Below are 19,495 nucleotides of genomic sequence, written 5' to 3' on the forward strand. Positions count from 1 at the left end.
CGCGTCCGGAACGGATGCGCCCGTTGGCGTAAAACGAGGGGGAGAGGCTCAGCGGTCGACAACGACAATATAAGTTGCTTTCATTGGACCGTGCACTCCAACGACTAAGTTCATTTCAATATCCGCCGAGTTGCTTGGGCCGGTGATAAAATTGATGCATGAAGGGACGAGATGCCCCTTTTCGATCTGTTCATGAATATAAGCGGCTGCCTGAGTCATGCGCGGCACAATGGTGCTTTTGGCGACGATGGCGATATACGTTTTTGGCAAGAAGCTGACGGTTCGTCCCTTTCCGTTTCCGCTAAATAACACGACCGTTCCTGACTCGGCAAGCGTGATGTCGCTAAATGTGATGCCGACATTTGCTTTGTCCGCAAAGTCGATGTTTTTTCTGCCGGCGGAAGCGTCCCAGATGTGGACATCGGTATTTTCTTTCGGCCATTCGTCGCGCAATAAATGCGTCAATCCGTATTCGGCAAAGCGTGGATCGTCCCATGTCACGACAGGGCCGCCCCCGTGATTGGCGACCACTTCCTTTAATGTTTCTTTTAGTTCAGCGGATGTTGTTTCGACACATTGGGTATGAATGCGCGGACATTGCGCTTTCAACGCCTCCAATAATTCATCTTGGCTATAGCCTTGAAATACGGTCCATTGCGGCTGATGGCGCCAGTGCGGCCGGGGCACCCTTTCGGTGCGCTGTTTGCGCCCGAGCCGGTCGGCGATAGTTTGCAAAAACTTGTCACGGTTATGAATCGTCCCAGTCTGCATTATTTTCCGCCTCCTTTTTGATGTTCGCGAAACCAATCGCGGAACCGTTCTTTGTTTGGCGCAGGAAACTCGCGAATTTCCGTCCATGCTTTCAGCGGTCCGGGACCTTTGGAAATACGGTCATCATTTGTAAACGGCGCCAACGCGCTCGGAGCGACTTTGGAACCGAACTTGTAAAAGAACGAAGAAGCCGCACCAAGGCCAAACGCTTTCATCGCCAATTTTTCCGAAATCGGCGCTTTTCCTTCGCGTTCGACGATCACTTGGCGGTGTTTCAGCAACAGTTCGTGAAGCGGAATTTTGACCGGGCATGCTTCCGTACAAGCCGCGCAGAGCGAGGAGGCGTACGGCAGTTCTTTATAGTCGTCATATCCTCCCAATAATGGCGAAAGAACGGCGCCAATCGGACCGGAATAAATCGATCCATATGAATGTCCGCCAATGTGACGATACACCGGGCATACGTTGACACAGGCGGCGCAGCGTATGCATTGCAATACCGGCTGAAACTCTGTGCCGAGAATGTTGGAGCGGCCGTTATCGACGATGACTAAATGAAACTCTTCCGGACCGTCCACGTCCCCTTCATCGCGCGGGCCTGTTAGTACTGTAATATAGCTTGTTAATTTTTGCCCAACGGCACTTCGCGTTAACAAACTGACAAGCACTTCCATTTCTTCAAACGTTGGGACGATGCGCTCCATTCCCATGACGGTGATTTGCGTTTTGGGAAGGGCGGTAACTAAATCAGCGTTGCCTTCATTAGTGACGAGCGTAATCGATCCGGATTCGGCAATGGCAAAGTTGCATCCGGTGATGCCGATATCGGCGGTTAAATATTCGCGGCGCAACGTTTTACGGGCATGAAGCGCCAATTCTTCCGGTTTTTCCGTTTGCTTGTAGCCGAGTTTTTCGCGAAAGACATCGCGAATTTGCTCTTTATTTTTATGAAGCGCCGGAGCGACGATGTGCGAAGGAGGATCGTGATCGTCGATTTGCAAAATGTATTCGCCAAGGTCTGTTTCAATGACTTCGCAGCCTGCTGCTTCCAATACGGCGTTTAAGTTGATTTCTTCCGTTACCATCGATTTCGATTTGACGATTTTTTTCGCCTTTTTTCGGATGACGACATCACGGATATAATTGTTTGCTTCTTCCGCAGTTTGCGCAAAAAAGACGTGGCCGCCGCGTTTGGCAACGTTTTCACTTAATTGCATTAAATAATAATCCAAGTTTTCTAACGTATGCTGGCGAATTTCTTCTCCGAGTGCGCGCCACTCTTCCCAGTTTCCGAGTTCCTTGGCCGCCTCGAGCCGTCTTGTGTGCAACCGTTCTTGCGCTCCAGCGACCGCGCCGCGCATAAACGTGTTATGAAGGTTTGTTTCGACCCGTTCGTGGAAATTCGCGTTTCCAATTTTCATCGGCATGCCCAATCCCTCCTTTTATCGGCTGTTAAGTACTTCAGCGATGTGCATCACTTTGATCGGCTTTCCTTGCCGCTTGATGCGTCCGCCAATGTTCATCAAGCAGCCGCAATCCGCTCCGATTAGATAGTCCGCATGGATTTCTTCGATATGTTCAATTTTTTCATCCACCATTTGCTCGGAAATCGGCCCCATTTTGACGGAAAACGTTCCGCCAAACCCGCAGCATTGATGGGCATTTGGCAATGGGACGATTTCTAATCCTTTGACATGTTTCAAAAGTTTGAAAGGAGCTTCTTTGACGCCGAGCAAACGTGTCATATGACAAGAGGTATGGTATGTCGCGCGCCCTTGCAGCGAAGCGCCAACGTCTTCTATTTTCAATACATCGACGATGAATTGAGTAAGTTCGTACGTTTTATCAGCGAGCGCTTTCGCTTTTGGCTCCCATTCCCGGTCTCCTTGAAAAATGTGCGGATATTCTTTAAACATTGTGGCACACGAGCCAGAAGGCGTGACAACATAATTAGCGTGTTCAAACGTACGGATCATATGTTTCATCGCTTCTTTTGCTTCTTTCACATAACCGCTGTTGTAAGCCGGCTGACCGCAGCACGTTTGCGCTTCCGGAAAATCAATCTCGCAGCCTAACCGTTCGAGCAGCTCGACCGTTGCTTTTCCAACGTTTGTATGGAATAAGTCGACAAGACAGGTGACGAACAAGGAAACTTTCATTGTCAATCCCCTCTTCCAAGTAGTATCAACTATGGCAGTGAAAAGATTGGGTGAACTGATCATCTGATGACTTTATAAACATTATATACTATTTTCAATGATAAAAAATATACTTTATTCAATTTTGCAAAAACAATAACTTTTTTATAGTAAAATAAAGCGCCCGGCAGTTTTAGCGGACGCTTATCGCGAATAAATATATTTATGAAGCACATTCTCCACGTTGGTCAAATGCTGAAGCATTCTCTCTTGTGCGGCGGCGGCATTTTTCTCTTTAATGGCATTGAAAATTTTTATATGTTCTTCGAGGAGCTTTTCCGTTGTCGTTTGCTTGGAAAACAGCCAAATCCGCCGCGTTTCCCGCATTGTTTCGATCATCATTTCCGATACGCTGTTCATTAAGCTGACTAAAATGGGATTGTGGGAGGCGGCAGCGACCGCCATATGGAAAGCAAGGTCGGCTTTTTCGCCAAGCTCGTTGTTTCCGATGCCTTTCTGCATTTCATGCAGGGCTTGTTCCATCGCTGTTAAATCGTCATCGGTCCGTTTTTCCGCAGCTAAGGAGGCGGCTCCTACTTCCAGCAATTTGCGCACTTCGAGCAAATGCCAAATATCTTCTTTATTCATTAGCACAGCGACGGAAAGCGGAAACGTAAGCACCGTTGGATCGAATTCACGCACATAAGTGCCTTCCCCTTGTTTTAATTCGATGAGTCCCATTGCTTTTAAAGCGGTCAGCGCTTCGCGAATGGCCGCTCGGCCCACTTGAAATTTTTCAGCAAGTTGTTGAACGGAGTCCAATTTATCTCCAGGCTTTAATGCACCGCTCTTGATCATCTGAAAAATTGCTTCTGCTACTTCTTCATAAATTTTTTTCGTTTTAATTTGTTTAATTTCCAATGTATTCCCTCCGATACAGGCATAACTTGATAATGCAGCTTTTGAGTTTTTGTTTTTTCAACGATGGTGTTAAAAACGATAACGTTGTCTCTATTATACATGGAATGTGACGGAAATAAGCAATTTTCATTTTTAAAAAGATAGATGATCGGCCGCAAAAGTGATGGAAAAAGTTATTTTTCGGTCGGGGAAGTTTGCGCATAATGAGGACATGTATAAAAGCATTAAGACGATCTTGGATATCTCAATTTATGCTGTTTTTTTCAATCTAGCTTATATTAAGAAGATACAAAAGAAAAATTTATTTTTCAAACGAACAAAAAATTAAAAAAATTAAAAAAGTGTATTGTTTTTTTGCTGAATCACCTCTATAATTTGACTCGAACAGCATTTTATTATCTGATCATCTGATGACTTGATGAACAAACATTTTAGTTTCATAACGTTTTTCGAAACCGATTACATCGGAAACAGAAAACTAGAGGAGGGCTGTCCATGGAATGGAAGCAAGATTTTACACCGATTGCTGATCATCTTTGGCTATCTGCGATTGTTGCACTTATTCCGATTTTGTATTTTTTCTGGGCGTTGGCTGTTAAACGGATGAAAGGACACATAGCCGGGGTTACTACATTGCTTATTGCTTTGGTAGTATCTGTAATCGCTTACAAAATGCCGGCGGGAATGGCTGTGATGTCGATGACACAAGGGGCGGTTTACGGACTGTTGCCAATCGGCTGGATTATTATCACTTCTGTCTTTTTATATAAATTGACCGTCAAATCCGGCCAGTTTGATATTATCCGTAGTTCCGTGCTGTCCATTACGGAGGACCGCCGTTTGCAAGCTTTATTGATAGCGTTCTCATTTGGGGCGTTTCTTGAGGGGGCGGCTGGATTTGGGGCGCCAGTAGCGATTTCCGCTGCGCTGCTTGTCGGCTTAGGGTTTAACCCGTTGTATGCGGCGGGAATTTGTTTGATTGCCAATACGGCACCTGTCGCCTTCGGGGCTATCGGGATCCCAATTACTGCGATGGAAGGGCCAACAGGCATCCCGGCGATGGAAATTTCGAAAATGGTAGGGCGACAATTACCTTTCTTGTCAGTATTTATCCCGTTCTACCTTGTCCTGATTATGGCCGGATGGAAAAAAACAGTAGAAGTGTTGCCAGCAATCATTGTATCAGGGGTTTCCTTTGCGATTACGCAATATGCTACTTCTAACTTTTTAGGCCCTGAACTTCCGGACATTTTATCTGCCTTAGTTTCGCTGTTTGCGCTTGCTATCTTTTTAAAGTATTGGAAGCCAAAAAGCACGTATCGTTTTTCAACGGAATCGGAAGTGGCGGCATCAGCCCAAGCAAACCGTGCCTCCCATACAAGCGGGGAAGTATTTAAAGCTTGGTCTCCGTTTTTAGTGTTAACCGCATTTATTTCCTTATGGGGAATTCCGCAAGTGAAAGCGGCGCTAACCGGGCATTATGAAGGAACAAACGGGCTTTTAAAGCTGGTCAATGAGATTGGTTCTCATTTAACGTTTGCGCCAGAAGTGCCGGGATTGCACAATAAAATCATTAGCGCAAGCGGTCAGCCGATTGCGGCAGTATACAAATTAGAGCTGCTCGGCGCAGCTGGTACAGCGATTTTGTTGGCTGCGGTGGTAACGAAATTTATTATAAAAATGTCTTGGAAAGATTGGGGACGTACGTTTGTCGAGACATTGGATGAATTAAAGTTTCCGATTATGACCATCGCCTCCGTTGTCGGGTTTGCGTACGTAACAAACGCTTCCGGCATGAGCACGACGCTTGGGATGGCGCTGGCGAAGACAGATGCCTTGTTCCCGTTTTTCTCGCCGTTTTTAGGATGGCTCGGCGTGTTTATTACCGGTTCCGATACGTCCTCGAACTTGTTGTTTGCCAACTTGCAAAAAGTGACAGCGACTTCTATCGGAATGGATCCAGTTTTGGCGCTGGCGGCAAACTCTTCCGGCGGGGTTGTTGGAAAGATGATTTCACCGCAATCGATCGCAGTCGCTTGCGCGGCGGTAGGATTGGCGGGAAAAGAATCCGATTTATTCCGGTTTACGATAAAGCATAGCATTTTCTTGATTATTTTGATAGGAATTCTTATTTTCTTGCAATCGAACGTTTTGTCATGGATGATTCCATCATAGCGTTTGGAGAGGGACAGCGCCTAGCGGCACATGGATTGCCTGCTAGGCTCCGTCCTTTTTCCTTCGTTGGATAACATTCGGATGCCGTCAATAAAATATGAAAATTTAAGAAGAGAAAGGGTGAGAACATTGATTTCTAATGATGTAAAACAGCGATTCATCCGCATCGTCGGAGCGGAAAATTATGATGATTCACAGGCAGGAAGACTTGTATATTCCTATGACGCAACGCCGCAGTTTCAGTCTCTTCCGGATGCGGTGATTGCACCAAGAAATACGCAGGAAGTGTCGGAAATTGTGAAAATTTGCAATGAGCACCGCATTCCTATCGTTCCGCGCGGGTCAGGGACAAACCTTTGTGCTGGCACATGTCCGGTTGAAGGCGGGATTGTTCTCGTTTTTAAACATATGAACAAAATTTTAGAGATTGATGAGGAAAATTTAACTGTGACCGTTCAGCCTGGGGTCATAACACTTGACTTAATTAAAGCGGTAGAGGCAAAAGGGCTATTTTATCCGCCAGATCCAAGTTCTATGAAAATTTCTACGATTGGCGGAAACATTAATGAAAATTCGGGGGGATTGCGCGGGTTAAAATATGGGGTTACCCGCGATTATGTGCTGGCACTGGAAGTCGTGCTGCCAAACGGGGAGATCATCCGCACCGGCGGCAAATTGGCGAAAGATGTGGCCGGATATGATTTAACCCGCTTGTTCGTCGGTTCTGAAGGAACGCTCGGCGTTATTACGGAGGCAACGTTAAAATTAATTCCGATGCCGGAAACGAAGAAAACGATGCTTGCGTTGTATCAAGACTTAGAAGCGGCCGCGCGGTCCGTTTCCAAAATTATTGCCAATAAAATTATTCCGGCAACGCTTGAGTTTCTCGACCAGCCGACATTAGAAGTCGTCGAGGCATATGCGCAAATCGGCCTGCCAACCGATGTTAAAGCCGTGCTGTTAATCGAGCAGGACGGACCGCATGAAATTGTGGAGCGCGATATCAAGAAAATGGCGGAAATTTGTAAAAAAGAGCAGGCCGTGTCGGTGCAGCTTGCTCGTTCTGAAGAAGAAGCGGAAGCGTTGCGGACAGCACGGCGCACAGCATTATCCGCGCTTGCCCGCCTCAAACCGACGACGATTTTAGAAGATGCGACAGTGCCGCGTTCCGAAATTGCGAAAATGGTCAAGGCGATTAATGAGATTGCTGAAAAATACAATGTGAAAATATGTACGTTTGGCCATGCGGGAGACGGCAATTTGCATCCGACATGTCCAACCGATGCGCGCGACCGCGATGAGATGGAAAGAGTCGAAAAGGCGTTTGCGGAAATTTTCGCGAAAGCGATTGAGCTTGGCGGAACGATTACAGGCGAACACGGGGTCGGGGCGATGAAAGCACCGTATTTAGAATGGAAGCTTGGCGAAGCAGGAATTGCCGCGATGAAGGCCATTAAGCAGGCGCTGGATCCAAATAACATTATGAATCCTGGCAAGGTATTTGCGAAAAGTACAAGAAAACGGGTGGTGGTAACACGATGACGACCGAAAAAGAACGAGCGATCATGCAAACGGAGTTTCAAAAACGGATGGATGAAGATGAACTGATGAACTGCATGCGCTGCGGATTTTGTTTGCCGACATGCCCGACATATATTGAATCGGGATTTCAAGAATCCCATTCTCCGAGAGGGCGCATCGCTTTAATGAAGGCGGTCGTCGATGGCCTGATCGATCCGGATGAAGATGTCGAGCGTTCGTTAAATATGTGTTTAGGGTGCCGGGCGTGCGAGCCGGTCTGCCCTTCCGGAGTTCGCTACGGCCATTTGCTTGAGGAAGCGCGGGATATCATTCAACAAAATAAAAAGCATTCTTTTCCAGTCCGCGTTGTCCGTAAACTCGTATTCGATGAATTGTTCCCATATCCGAAGCGGATGCGAATCGCCACCGCATTGCTTGGGGTGTACCAACGGTCCGGATTACGGTCATTTGCCCGGAGAACCGGACTGTTAAAGGTATTGCCTTCTTCTCTGAGAGACATGGAAAAAATCTTGCCGGACGTTCCGGCGCTGAAAGAGATGAAAGAGCGGCCGCGGCATCTGGCATCCGAGGGGGCTCCGAAGCGGCGGGTCGCTTTTTTCTCAGGGTGTTTAATGGACACGATGTTTATGCCGACGAATGATGCGACGATGCGCTTATTGCAGCTGGCCGGATGTGAAGTCATTATTCCGGAGTCGCAAACGTGCTGCGGCGCACTGCATGGGCATGGCGGGGAGAAACAAAAAGCGAAAGAACTGGCGAAACAAAACATCCAAGCGTTCGAACAGCTCGATGTCGACTATGTTGTTACGAATGCCGGCGGTTGCGGCGCATTCTTAACAGAGTATGACCATTTATTGAAAGACGAAGCGGAGTGGAGCGAACGAGCAAAAACGTTTGTCGCAAAAATCAAGGATATTTCCGAAGTGCTCGTTGAATTGGATTTCCATAAAAAAGGTCTGAAAGTGAAGCCGCAAGTCGTTACGTATCAAGATTCATGCCATTTGCGGAACGTTATGAAGACATCGGCATCGCCAAGAAAACTGCTCCGGTCGATTCAAGGAGTAGAATTCCGCGAGATGAAAGACGCGGATCGCTGTTGCGGATCTGCGGGCATTTATAATATCGTCGAGCCGGAAATGTCGATGCAAATTCTTGACTATAAAATGGAAATGGCCAAGCAGACAAAAGCGTCAACGATTGTCACGGCAAATCCAGGCTGCCTTTTACAAATGAAGCTTGGAATTGAACGGGCAGGGTTGTCCAATCGCGTCCGCGCCGTTCATATTGTCGATTTTTTGCTGGAAGCGGTTGAGCGAGCTCAGGAGGCCGAACATGAAGAACACGTCCGCAAAACATCATGACGAAAAACTGCCGGATATGCCAAGCATGCGAAAAAATCCCGCTAAAAAGCGGGATTTTTTCGTATAAGGGGTTTTACGGCGAGGAACTGACGAGTTTTTGTATTGTGCTTAGCGCTTTTCCAGTGCCGATCGCTACCGCTTCAAGCGGGCTTGGAGCGGTATGGATAGGAACGTGCAGCTCCGCGCTTAGCCAATCTTCGATGCCATGAAGAAGGGCGCCGCCCCCGCATAAAACAATGCCGCGGTCGATAATATCACCGCTGAGTTCGGCAGGGCATTCTTCCAAGACGGTCCGGATGGCGCTAAGAATTTGCGAAAGCGATTCTTCCATCGCTTTTTGCACTTCTGTGGAGCGCAACGGGACAGCCTTCAGAAAGCCGGTCACTAAATCGCGGCCGTGAATGACCATCGTCCGTTCTTCATGGATCACTGGCGCATAGCCGATTTCGATTTTTATTCGTTCCGCCGTTTGCTCGCCAATGAGCAAATTATAACGTTGCCTTACGTATTGGATGATATCTTCGTCCAGTTGATTACCGCCTATGCGAAGTGACTGGCATGCCACCACTCCGCCAAGAGAAATAATCGCTGCTTCTGTTCTGCCAGCGCCCAAATTGACGACGACATTGGCTACCGGTTCATCCACCGGCAAATCGGCTCCAATTGCTGCGGCGATTGGCTCCTCAAGCAAATAGACATGTTTGGCGCCGCAATGTTTTGCCACTTCATAAATGGAGCGCCGTTCAACGGAAGTAGAATGGAAAGGAGCGCTGATTATAATATTTGGTTTTTTTATAGAAAAACCGATTCGCTTGCTGGCGAGCTTAAACATTTGTTTCAGCATGACGACGGTTTTGTCAAAATCTGCAATAACGCCATGTTTTAATGGATATATTGTTTCGATGTGGCTAGGAGTTTTTCCGATCATCATTTTCGCTTCCGATCCAATGGCAACCACTTCATTCGTTTGGGTGTCGAAAGCGATAACGGCCGGCTCGTTAAAGACAATTCCTTTATTTTTGCTGTATAGTAATATATTCATCGTTCCTAGATCGATTCCGATTTCGGAAGAAGTGAACATTGTCCACACCTGCCTTTCGTAACGATTATCTGTCCAAAATTTGCCGGAAAGAGCGGCAAATCTTGATAGATGCAAGCATAACATATAGGCTCATACATATATATGTTTCGGCTTCCCTTTATTATTTATGACGATATGATGACGATGTTAAGCCGGAATGTGTTGGTGTTAAATTTTTCTATATTAGAAAAAATCACGATGATATTGTGCCAAATGACGTCTTTAGATTCATAAAAACAGCGCTGCTTTTGCCAAATTCCTGCAATTTTATATAGTGAGCATAAAAAAAAATGTATAAAATCACAAAAAAGGGGAAATGAATAGTAGCGTAAAGTTTTCCAAGTATTCCCCCGATCCCCTATGAATATATACAATGCCCTCCATAAAGGAGGGCGCTTTTTTCGAAAATAAAAAACTCTCTACCATATCAAGTATAACTTACTTAATATGTCAGAGAGTTTTTTATTGTTTTCTTATAACCGTTTTGCGCCAACATACTTTGATTTCCAGTACGAATTGCTTAAGCTGTCAATTTTTACTCCTTTCGATACAGCGTGAATAATTCGATTGTTACCTATGTAGATTGCCACATGGGAAACGCCTTTTTTAGTTTTAGAAGTATTAAAAAACACGAGATCGCCTGGGCGCAAATTCGATTTGTGCACCGCTTTTCCTTTTTGGTACATTTGCTTGGAAGAACGTGGTAAAATCTTTCCGACTTTTTTATGTGTATAATAAACGAATCCCGAACAATCGAATCCTTTTGGTGTTGTTCCGCCATATCGGTATGGAGTGCCAATCAATTTTTTCGCTTCGGCGATCAACAATCCTGGATTGACAGCCGCTTCTGCGCTAGAAGTATGTGCAAACAATGAAGAGAACACAACTAGAAATGATAGTGAAACTAGTGTGACAAATTGTTTCATTTTTGTTAAACCCCCGGCACCAAGTTTTCTGATTCGACTTGTTCCGACTTATAGTATAACAGAGGAGCTGCCGCTGTTCTTTTACAGTTGAATTAAATAATATTACAGGAAAGTTACAAACATATCACCTGCTATTAAGTTCTCCTATAACTTTTTTGCCATACCATAGACAGCAGTACATTAGTTGGTTTTATGCAATACTTATGTACCAATAAGGCTGATAATGTCATAAAATGTCGAAAAAATAGGAATGGGGTAGGGGGGAATGGGGGAAATAATATTTCTATAATTATATTAAAAAGAAGTCGAATTTAAGCTTATGGTGATGATTTATGCCGAAAGGGATCGAATACGAATATACATTGTTTATTTTGTCTGCTGTTTTTCTTGTTGTGACCGCACAGCTATGGCTTCATCGTGTTGCGAAAAAGAAATTGTTATCATCGCTGTTTCAAACTGCTCCTCGGTTGACGGGGAGTTTTTATGTCATCGCCGTAGTGCTGCTTTTTAGCGGAACGATATATATCAATTACTTGGAAAAAGAACAACAAAAAGAATATGAAGAAGGCGCTAAAAATGTTGCGAGGCTGCTGGCTGACAATTTGACAAGCATGCATCATGAACGGTTGAATGAGCGGACGAGCGAAAACGATAAAACGTATTTGCACATTTTGCAGCTGATGACGCGCTGGCAAAACGATCATCCGGAAATATTGAGTGTGTACACGCTGAAAAAGAATGAGCGCGGGGAGCATTATTTTGTTGTCGATCCGGAGGCGGATTACAACCGGAACGGGAAGATCGACGGAAAGAGAGAGCAGCGCGTGCCGATTGGCACCGTTTATCGCACATATCTTCCTGAACTGGAGATGGCTTTTCAAGGAAAATTTGCCATGGAGGAACATCCGACCACAGACAGATGGGGAAAAAGCATCGGGGCGTTTATGCCGATATTCAAAGCAGATGGAACGGTGGACGCAGTTTTGGGAATTGACTATGATGCGAACACGTATTTGAAAAAATTAGAGAACGAGCGCCAGAAAGGAATGTGGATCAGTTTCCTCGTTTTTCTCGTCTGGGAAGCAGTTTATATATTAGGGGTATATGCGCAAATCGGCCGGAAGCTGTTTGCCAAACATAAGCAAGAACTTGAAGTCAGCGAAAAACGGTTTAAACGATTGTCGGAAATGACGACGGAAGGGATTATCGTGCATGCGCACGGAAAAGTAATAGAGGCTAACAAAGCAGCATGTCAGTTGTTCGGATATGTCGAAAAAGAAATCATTCATATGCCTATTCAAGATTTAGTGATTCCCGAATCGCTGAAAAATGCGGGACGGTGCCAAGAAGGAAAATGTGCAATTCAGCTGCGAAGAAAAGACGGAACAATTTTTAACGCGGAAGTCGTTCAATACGAGTATGACTATGGCGCCAATAAAAAAGTAAATGTCGCGGCGATTCGCGATATTACGGAACGGAAAAACAGTAAAGAAAAGAGGCAATGCATCGCTGTTCACGATGATTTGACAGGGCTGCCAAACAAGGAGGTGCTGCATCGGGCGATCGCGGAAAAAATTCAAGAAGCGTCTTGCCGCCGGGAAGAAGTGGCGGTTATGCTTTTAGAAATCAGCGGCATGAAGACCATTAACGACTTTTACGGATATTCCGTCGGCGATCAAGTGTTGTTGCGGGTTGTGGAAGAATGGAAAAAACGATGCGATGAAAGCATTTTGCTGGGAAGATGGAGCGGAAACGAATTTATCGCCGTTTTGTCTGGGAGTACGAAAGAAAAAGCGAAAGCGTTGGCGAATCAGTTGAGCGAAATCGCTGATGAACCGGTGGTGGTTGACGGCCTCGAATTGTATGTTATGATAAAAATTGGAATCAGTCAATATCCGAAAGACGGAACCAATGCGAAAACATTGATCCGGAAAGCGGATATTGCGCGGTACAAGCTGCGGCAAAATGCAGCAAGCCAATTTTTGTTCTTTGAAAAGCCAATGACTCGGGAGATTCAAGAAAAAATTGCGACAGAGCAGGAATTGCGCCGCGCGCTGGAAAGAGAGGAGTTTGTCCTTTATTATCAACCGCAAATTCAGTTGGACACTGGCATGGTGACAGGCATGGAGGCGCTGATCCGCTGGAATCATCCTGAAAAAGGGTTGATATCGCCTTATGCGTTCATCTCTGTTGCAGAACAGACGGGAATGATTATTCCAATTAACGAATGGGTTATCCGGATGGCATGCCAGCAAACGAAACAACTATTAAAGGACTTTCCAAATTTATCGGTGTCCGTCAACTTATCTCCGTATGAATTTGAAAACCGCCGTTTCGTTCATAAGCTTGTGAAACTGTTAGAAGAGACAGGGATACCGCCGCATCATTTAGATTTGGAAATTACGGAACGAATGACGATGGATACGGAAAAAGCGATTGCCATTTTAAAAAGGCTGAAATCTATCGGCGTTACGATCAGCATGGATGACTTTGGAACGGGATACAGTTCGTTAAGCTATTTGACTGCCCTTCCGATTGACCGCTTAAAAATTGACCGCTCATTTGTGCGAAACATTCACGGGAAAAAAGAAGCGATTTTGCCGGCCATTATTCGCCTCGGGCATAATATTGGCGTGAAGGTGCTTGCCGAAGGGGTAGAGACAGAAGAGGAAGTTGCATACTTGAAGGATAAGCATTGCGATGAAGCGCAAGGGTATTATTTCGCCCCGCCGCTGTCGTATGAGGAGTTAATCGTGTTTCTTTGCGAGCATCATTATAAAAAGCTGCACGTACAGGAGAGAAAATGATGGATATTATGTGGAGAATTGCGGAAGATAAAATTCGCGAAGCGATGGAAAACGGTGAATTTGACAATCTTCCCGGCTTCGGGAAACCGCTGGAGCTGGAGGATTTGTCTCATATTCCCGAAGAGCTGCGAATCGGTTATCTAATGTTAAAAAACGCTGGCTATGTCTCTGAAGAAATCAAGTTAAAAAAAGACGTTATGACGCTGGAAGATTTATTGCGCTGCTGTGATGATGAAGCGGAAAAAGAAAAGCTGAAGAAAAAGCTCAATGAAAAATTGCTGCGGTGGAATGCGCTTATGAAAAGGCGCAATAAAACGAATTCCCAAGCATTGCGCGATTACCAGCGGCAGATTGACGAAAAATTTCGATGATCGGCAGAAAAAGCTTGCTGTGAAAAAACGGCAAGCTTTTTCATTTTGATGCAAAGTTTCTTGAAAAATGGGAAAACTATCGTTAGGTTTTAACAAATTAGCTTCAGACTATAGAATTTATTGTTGTGCAAAAGGAGAGTGAAAATGGATGAAAACGAGGTGGCTTTTTTTAGCGGCAGCGCTAATGCTCATGCTTCCAACAGGAACATTGGCGGCGCAAAGGGCGCATGACATGGGAACAGACGCCCAGGCATTTGCCGGACATATGTTGGAGCACGGTGAATTAAGTGAACAAAAATGGATGGAAATAGTTAAAAAATACACGCCGGACGACGCAAAGGAATGGCAAAAGGTGTTTGATGAACGGAAAGCGCTGAAAAAACAATTGCAAAACGAACAAGTGAAAAAAGCATTGGACGCCAAACGGGCGGAAATGAAAAAGAAACGGGAAGCAGCGTTTGACCGATTAATCGACCGTCTCGCGAACAAAGAAATAACAAAAGAACAGTTTAAAAATGAGTGGAAACAGCTACATAAACGAAAGGGATGGATGACAAAAACGGAAAAGCAAAAACTTCGCGAACTCCATTATCAAACGTATGAAGCGATGAAAGAAAACGATAAAGAGGCGCTTGCTTCGCTCCTCCCGCAATGGCTGGAGTATATGAAGAAAGAAAATGAACGGTTGGCAAAATGGATTCAAGAAGCGAAGCAAAGATAATATAATGAAGAAAAAGGCCGTGGATTTCTGCACGGCCGTTTTTTATAAAGGGGAAATTCGCATGGGATATCCAGTGATGCTTAATATCGCCAATCAACCCATTGTCGTCATCGGCGGGGGAAAGGTGGCGGAACGGAAAATTCATGGCTTGTTAGAAGCAAAGGCAAAAATTACTGTCGTCGCTCCCTCGGCTACAGAGGGGATTCAACAGTTAGCGGCCGCCGGGAAACTTATTTGGAGGCAAAAAACGTTTTCTCCTGATGATATTAAAGAAGCGTGGATCGTGATTGCAGCAACGAACAACCGGGATGTGAACGAGGCGGTGGCGAAAGCGGCGCATCCTTATCAGCTGCTCAACATTGCCGATGACCCAGAGCGCTCCAATTTTCATGTCCCAGCAGTCATAAGGCGCGGCAGGCTGACGATCGCCGTTTCGACAGGCGGTGCAAGCCCGACCGTCGCGCAGCAAATCCGCCGCCAGCTTGCGGAATGGTATGATGACGACTACGGGCGGTATATCGATTTTCTTTACGAGTGCCGCCAATTTATTTTGCAGAATGTTAACGATGAAAAAAAACGAAAAAAATTGTTAAAATCGATTGCTGATGAATCATTTCGACAGAGGGGAAATTGGGAGGAGGAATTCCGGCGTTTGCTGCAAGTTTACTGAATTGGCAAGAAGAAAAAAGAGCAATTGACACAAAAAGCAATACTGTATATACTGTATATATACAGTATTACTTTTTTTATTTAGAAGAAATGAGTGATAACGATGAATATTATTATATCCAACTCATCCGATGAACCAATTTATCAACAAATTGTCAAACAGATAAAAAACTTGATTATAAAAGGCGAATTGGCGGAAAACGAAATGCTGCCGTCCATAAGAACGCTGGCAAAGGAATTGCAAATCAGCGTGATTACGACGAAAAGGGCATACCAGGAATTAGAAAATGAAGGCTATATTGTGACAGTGCAAGGAAAAGGAACATTTGTGGCAGCGCAAAACAAAGAATTATTAAAAGAAAATCAGCTAAAGATGGTTGAGGAAAAGTTAACAGAAGCAGTCGAAGCAGGAAAAGCGATTCACTTAACTCTGGAAGAAATGCAGGAAATATTAAAAGTCATCTATGAGGAGGGGTAATATGGAACCTATTTTAGAGGTCCGAAATTTGCGAAAAGAATTTCAAGGTTTTTCATTAAAAAATGTTAGCTTTACTTTGGAAAAAGGATATATTATGGGATTTATCGGTCCAAACGGGGCGGGAAAAAGCACGACGATTAAGCTGATTATGAACCTTATTCATAAAGACGGGGGAGAAATTAAAGTTTTTGGTCTCGACAATGTGAAATATGAGAAAGAAATAAAAGAACGGATCGGATTTGTCTTCGACGAAAACTATTTTTATGATGAACTAACCATCTCAGAAGTAAAGCGAGTAGTTGCGCCTCTTTACCGAAAATGGGATAACGAACTATTTCATAAATATATAAAGGAATTTTCATTGCCTTTAAAAAAGAAAATCAAACACCTATCGAAGGGAATGAAAATGAAACTTTCGCTTGCAATAGCATTATCCCATCATGCCGAATTATTAATAATGGACGAGCCAACTTCAGGGCTTGATCCAGTTATTCGAAGCGAGCTGCTTGACATACTATTCACTTTTATACAAGACGAAAACAAGGGCGTGTTCTTTTCAACACATATTACTTCAGATTTAGACAAGATAGCAGATTATATAACATTTATTAATGACGGGGAAATTATATTTTCTTGCCCAAAAGACGAAATAGCGGAAAACTACGGGCTTGTTAAAGGGCCAAAGGAACTGTTGCATACCGATATACAGCAATATTTAATTGGTGTGAAAGAAAACCAATTTGGATTTGAGGCGCTAGTGAAAGATAAGCAAAAGATAAAAAGAATGGCAGGAGACAACATTATTGTGGAGAAGCCTTCTCTGGAAGATATTATCGTGTGTTTTCAAAGGGGGATGTAACGATGTTCCAGCTTATCTTGAAAGATATACTGCTTCTTAAAAAAATATTTTTATTTGCCGCAGCTTATATTATAGTGATGATGATGTTTCTGAAAGAAGATAGCGCAGTCGTTTTTTTTGTTAGTGTCATTGCAGTGACTTACATGCTGATACTATCAGCATGTGCGCATGACGATAAAAACAAGGCTGATATTTTGCTAAACAGTTTTCCGTTAACGCGGCGGACGGTTGTCATGGCAAGATATTGTTCTATATTTGTTTTTAGCGTCACTGCCATTATGTATTACCTGGTGATTGCGCATATATTGCAAATGACGGGTCTGTCTGCGCAAGCCCACAGTGTTTCACTGGAAAACGTGGCAGCTGCGTTATGTGCTGTCATTTTTATTAACAGTGTGTACTTTCCGGTATTTTTTAAATTTGGATATATTCACTCTCGACTGGTGGGCTTTATTTTATTTTTTGGCACATTTGCGCTTGCACCAGCATTTTTTGAACAAGCTGATCATCCGTTGGTGCAAGATGTGATCCATTATTTTTCCCATCTTTCTGAAGGGAAAGAGATGGCCATTGTGGCAGCGGTGATGATGTTATTATTGGCGGTTTCCTTTTTCTTTTCGTTACAGTTTTACCGGAAACGCGAATTTTAATCTGATAGTAATGGAAAAGCAGGGGTCTTGTTTCCATAAAGACCGGCCTGCTTTTTCCTTTTTAATCCTCCCATTGATATGTCCAAAACTGCTCGATTTTCAGCCATTCTAGCGCATCGCCGCCCCGCTTGGCCGCTGCTTTCATCAATCCTTCCGTTTGCGAGCGGTGCGCTTGGATAGCGGCAAGTTTTTTGTCGATAACTGCGCTGACGTCGCGGATGACATCGGGTTTTCCTAAATCTTGTTCGCAGTTTCTGGCAAACGCGACACAGTGAACGGTCGGGCGCTTGTCTTTTGGGAGGCGCTTGAGGGCGCGAATCACCGCGGCGCCGCACGCGTCATGATCCGGATGAACGCTGTAACCGGGATAAAACGTAATGACAAGCGACGGATTCGTTTCCGCGACAATTTCCCCGATCCGGTCGGCCAGCAACTCTTCATCCTCAAACTCTACCGTTTTATCGCGATAGCCGAGCAAGCGCAAATCACTGATGCCGATTGCTTTACACGCTTCTTCAAGCTCTTTTTTGCGAATATGAGGAAGCGTTTCACGGTTTGCAAACGGCGGCACTCCCATATTCCGCCCCATTTCCCCAAGCGTCAAACAGGCGTATGTGATCGGTGTGCCGTTTTCGGCGTGCTGTGCCAATGTCCCGGACACTCCGAACGCTTCATCATCAGGATGGGGGAATACGACTAATATATGCCTTTCCATGAACATTCCTCCTTTGTTAAAATGGCTCGCGGCTTAATTGAAGCGCAACGGCCAGCCTTCCTTCCTGATCGTGTCCGGCCAATAGCAATTGCCCTTTTCCGGTCAGTTCCCAGTCTGTTAACCCTTCTGCATACACCCAGCCGAAATCCAGTTTTAGGCCGACGCGATACGGCCTGTTTCCGGTGATCTTTCCGCGGCTGAAACGGATGAGGCCGTTACGGATATAAGCACCAACGGAAAAAAATCCTTCGTTATGATGAGAAGCGTATGCTCCATTTGTCGTTTCAAGATGAATATATACATCTTGATTGGCAAAGCGGTTTAACGCTGCTTGCACTTCGCAAACATCGATCGGCTGCAAGCGAATCCCTCCTGCTCGTTCATTTTCTACTATTTTACTTGAAGCAAGCAAAAAAGCGAAAATATTTCGTTTATCGAAATTTTAGATTATAATAAATAAAAAAGGCATCTGAGACTCATCAAGTTGATCGCACCAAAACGAAAAAGAGGTGTTTATTGATGAGTTTTCAAGGAAATGGTGTGACGTTTTTAAACTTTGATCATACGTATGCTTCGCAAAAGCAGCTTTTTCATTTTCCGCATGAATGGATCGATTTGACAGATTTATCCCATACAAACTTGTATTGCGAGCCAGCATCATTGCGTGAGATTGAAAGACGCATACGCTTGCGCAAACAAAAGGGAGCGGTGTTCATTGGAAACGGAAACTATCACTATGTTTCTTACTTGCTTATTCAAGAAATAAAGGAACCTTTTACGCTCGTTTTATTTGACCATCATACCGATGTCGGGGCTGGAGATGACCCGGTTATTTCTTGCGGCTCATGGGTGTCGTATGCGCTAAAGCACCCTTATTTAAAAAAGGCAGTCATTATCGGTCCAAATCCTTCACAACAACATCTTCGTTTATCTCCTATTGTTACTGTCTTTCCGAGCGATCATTATGATATTTCTCCTTATGTGCTTTTTTCCATGATTCCTACTCATTGTGTTTATATTAGCATCGATAAAGACGTGCTTTCCCGCGATGATGCGGTGACGAACTGGGATCAGGGGACGATGCCGCTTTCGTTTTTGCTTTCATGTCTGCGGTATTTATTGCTTTATAAAAAAGTAGCAGGCGTCGATGTATGCGGCGAATATCCGCACGCTTCCATCGATGTGTTCAACCCAGTTTGCCGCGAAGCCAACCGGAAAAACGAGCACGCCAATCGCCGCATCGTGGAAACGTGCCTGCACTATACATCTGCATACCCGCTTCTTGTGCAATGACAGGGGCTAGAGCAGCC

Annotated in this window: 19 protein-coding genes; 11 read left to right on the top strand and 8 right to left on the bottom strand. The window is 44.7% G+C overall.

Annotation, left to right across the window (positions count from 1 at the left end):
• Window positions 1-48 precede the first annotated feature (48 nt).
• From AOT13_RS05470 to AOT13_RS05485, 4 genes are all read right to left on the bottom strand, one after another.
• A complete protein-coding gene (locus AOT13_RS05470) occupies window positions 49-771 on the bottom strand; it encodes a LutC/YkgG family protein (RefSeq protein WP_042383897.1) in 723 nt (240 codons plus the stop codon).
• Window positions 771-2,198, bottom strand: a complete 1,428-nt coding sequence (locus AOT13_RS05475) for a LutB/LldF family L-lactate oxidation iron-sulfur protein (protein WP_003253034.1) — start codon at window positions 2,196-2,198, stop codon at window positions 771-773. Before AOT13_RS05475 ends, AOT13_RS05470 begins: the two co-directional genes overlap by 1 nt.
• A 15-nt stretch (window positions 2,199-2,213) precedes the next feature.
• Window positions 2,214-2,930 carry a (Fe-S)-binding protein gene (locus tag AOT13_RS05480; protein WP_013401656.1) on the bottom strand — a complete coding sequence of 239 codons (717 nt, stop codon included), beginning with the start codon at window positions 2,928-2,930 and terminating at the stop codon, window positions 2,214-2,216.
• A 183-nt stretch (window positions 2,931-3,113) separates the two neighbouring features.
• Window positions 3,114-3,830, bottom strand: a complete 717-nt coding sequence (locus tag AOT13_RS05485) for a FadR/GntR family transcriptional regulator (RefSeq protein ID WP_003253031.1) — start codon at window positions 3,828-3,830, stop codon at window positions 3,114-3,116.
• Window positions 3,831-4,325: 495 nt separating this feature from the next.
• On the opposite strand from AOT13_RS05485, the gene AOT13_RS05490 reads away from it, so the two are divergent.
• From AOT13_RS05490 to AOT13_RS05500, 3 genes are all read left to right on the top strand, one after another.
• Window positions 4,326-6,005: an L-lactate permease gene (locus AOT13_RS05490; RefSeq protein ID WP_003253029.1), complete on the top strand. Its 1,680-nt coding sequence runs from the start codon at window positions 4,326-4,328 to the stop codon at window positions 6,003-6,005.
• 129 nt (window positions 6,006-6,134) lie between these two features.
• Window positions 6,135-7,547, top strand: coding sequence for a glycolate oxidase subunit GlcD (gene glcD, locus AOT13_RS05495; protein ID WP_003253027.1), 1,413 nt, complete (start codon window positions 6,135-6,137; stop codon window positions 7,545-7,547).
• Window positions 7,544-8,908, top strand: coding sequence for a (Fe-S)-binding protein (locus AOT13_RS05500; protein WP_013401654.1), 1,365 nt, complete (start codon window positions 7,544-7,546; stop codon window positions 8,906-8,908). Before glcD ends, AOT13_RS05500 begins: the two co-directional genes overlap by 4 nt.
• Window positions 8,909-8,981: 73 nt before the next feature.
• Here the strand turns inward: AOT13_RS05500 and mreBH are convergent, their stop codons facing one another.
• On the bottom strand, window positions 8,982-9,989 hold the full coding sequence (gene mreBH, locus AOT13_RS05505) for a rod-share determining protein MreBH (protein ID WP_003253024.1): 1,008 nt from the start codon (window positions 9,987-9,989) through the stop codon (window positions 8,982-8,984).
• 473 nt (window positions 9,990-10,462) lie between these two features.
• Complete coding sequence (locus AOT13_RS05510) at window positions 10,463-10,915, bottom strand: C40 family peptidase (RefSeq protein WP_013401652.1); 453 nt, start codon at window positions 10,913-10,915, stop codon at window positions 10,463-10,465.
• Between the two features lie 332 nt (window positions 10,916-11,247).
• Here AOT13_RS05510 and AOT13_RS05515 point away from each other — a divergent pair, with 332 nt between their 5' ends.
• The 7 genes from AOT13_RS05515 (at window position 11,248) to AOT13_RS05545 (ending at window position 17,470) form a co-directional block, all read left to right on the top strand.
• Window positions 11,248-13,722: a bifunctional diguanylate cyclase/phosphodiesterase gene (locus AOT13_RS05515; RefSeq protein WP_003253020.1), complete on the top strand. Its 2,475-nt coding sequence runs from the start codon at window positions 11,248-11,250 to the stop codon at window positions 13,720-13,722.
• Window positions 13,722-14,093 (top strand): DnaJ family domain-containing protein, encoded by a 372-nt coding sequence (locus AOT13_RS05520; protein WP_003253018.1) that lies wholly within the window; start codon window positions 13,722-13,724, stop codon window positions 14,091-14,093. The genes AOT13_RS05515 and AOT13_RS05520 overlap by 1 nt, the downstream gene beginning before the upstream one ends.
• 148 nt (window positions 14,094-14,241) lie before the next feature.
• On the top strand, window positions 14,242-14,814 hold the full coding sequence (locus tag AOT13_RS05525; RefSeq protein WP_003253015.1) for a hypothetical protein: 573 nt from the start codon (window positions 14,242-14,244) through the stop codon (window positions 14,812-14,814).
• A gap of 61 nt (window positions 14,815-14,875) precedes the next feature.
• Entirely contained in the window at window positions 14,876-15,484 is a 609-nt protein-coding gene (locus AOT13_RS05530) for an NAD(P)-binding protein (RefSeq protein WP_173662674.1), read from the top strand.
• A 102-nt stretch (window positions 15,485-15,586) separates the two neighbouring features.
• A complete protein-coding gene (locus AOT13_RS05535; protein WP_003253012.1) occupies window positions 15,587-15,961 on the top strand; it encodes a GntR family transcriptional regulator in 375 nt (124 codons plus the stop codon).
• Window position 15,962: 1 nt separating this feature from the next.
• Window positions 15,963-16,820 (top strand): ABC transporter ATP-binding protein, encoded by an 858-nt coding sequence (locus AOT13_RS05540; RefSeq protein WP_003253009.1) that lies wholly within the window; start codon window positions 15,963-15,965, stop codon window positions 16,818-16,820.
• Between the two features lie 2 nt (window positions 16,821-16,822).
• Complete coding sequence (locus AOT13_RS05545) at window positions 16,823-17,470, top strand: ABC-2 transporter permease (protein WP_003253008.1); 648 nt, start codon at window positions 16,823-16,825, stop codon at window positions 17,468-17,470.
• 61 nt (window positions 17,471-17,531) lie between these two features.
• Here the strand turns inward: AOT13_RS05545 and bshB2 are convergent, their stop codons facing one another.
• Together bshB2 and AOT13_RS05555 are read right to left on the bottom strand one after the other, a co-directional pair.
• Window positions 17,532-18,185, bottom strand: a complete 654-nt coding sequence (bshB2, locus tag AOT13_RS05550; RefSeq protein ID WP_003253006.1) for a bacillithiol biosynthesis deacetylase BshB2 — start codon at window positions 18,183-18,185, stop codon at window positions 17,532-17,534.
• Between the two features lie 16 nt (window positions 18,186-18,201).
• Entirely contained in the window at window positions 18,202-18,546 is a 345-nt protein-coding gene (locus AOT13_RS05555) for a YojF family protein (RefSeq protein ID WP_003253005.1), read from the bottom strand.
• 158 nt (window positions 18,547-18,704) lie between these two features.
• Here AOT13_RS05555 and AOT13_RS05560 point away from each other — a divergent pair, with 158 nt between their 5' ends.
• Complete coding sequence (locus AOT13_RS05560; protein WP_003253003.1) at window positions 18,705-19,478, top strand: arginase family protein; 774 nt, start codon at window positions 18,705-18,707, stop codon at window positions 19,476-19,478.
• The last annotated feature ends 17 nt before the right edge of the window (window positions 19,479-19,495 follow it).

The sequence above is a fragment of the Parageobacillus thermoglucosidasius genome (assembly GCF_001295365.1).
Taxonomy (GTDB): Bacteria; Bacillota; Bacilli; order Bacillales; family Anoxybacillaceae; genus Parageobacillus; species Parageobacillus thermoglucosidasius.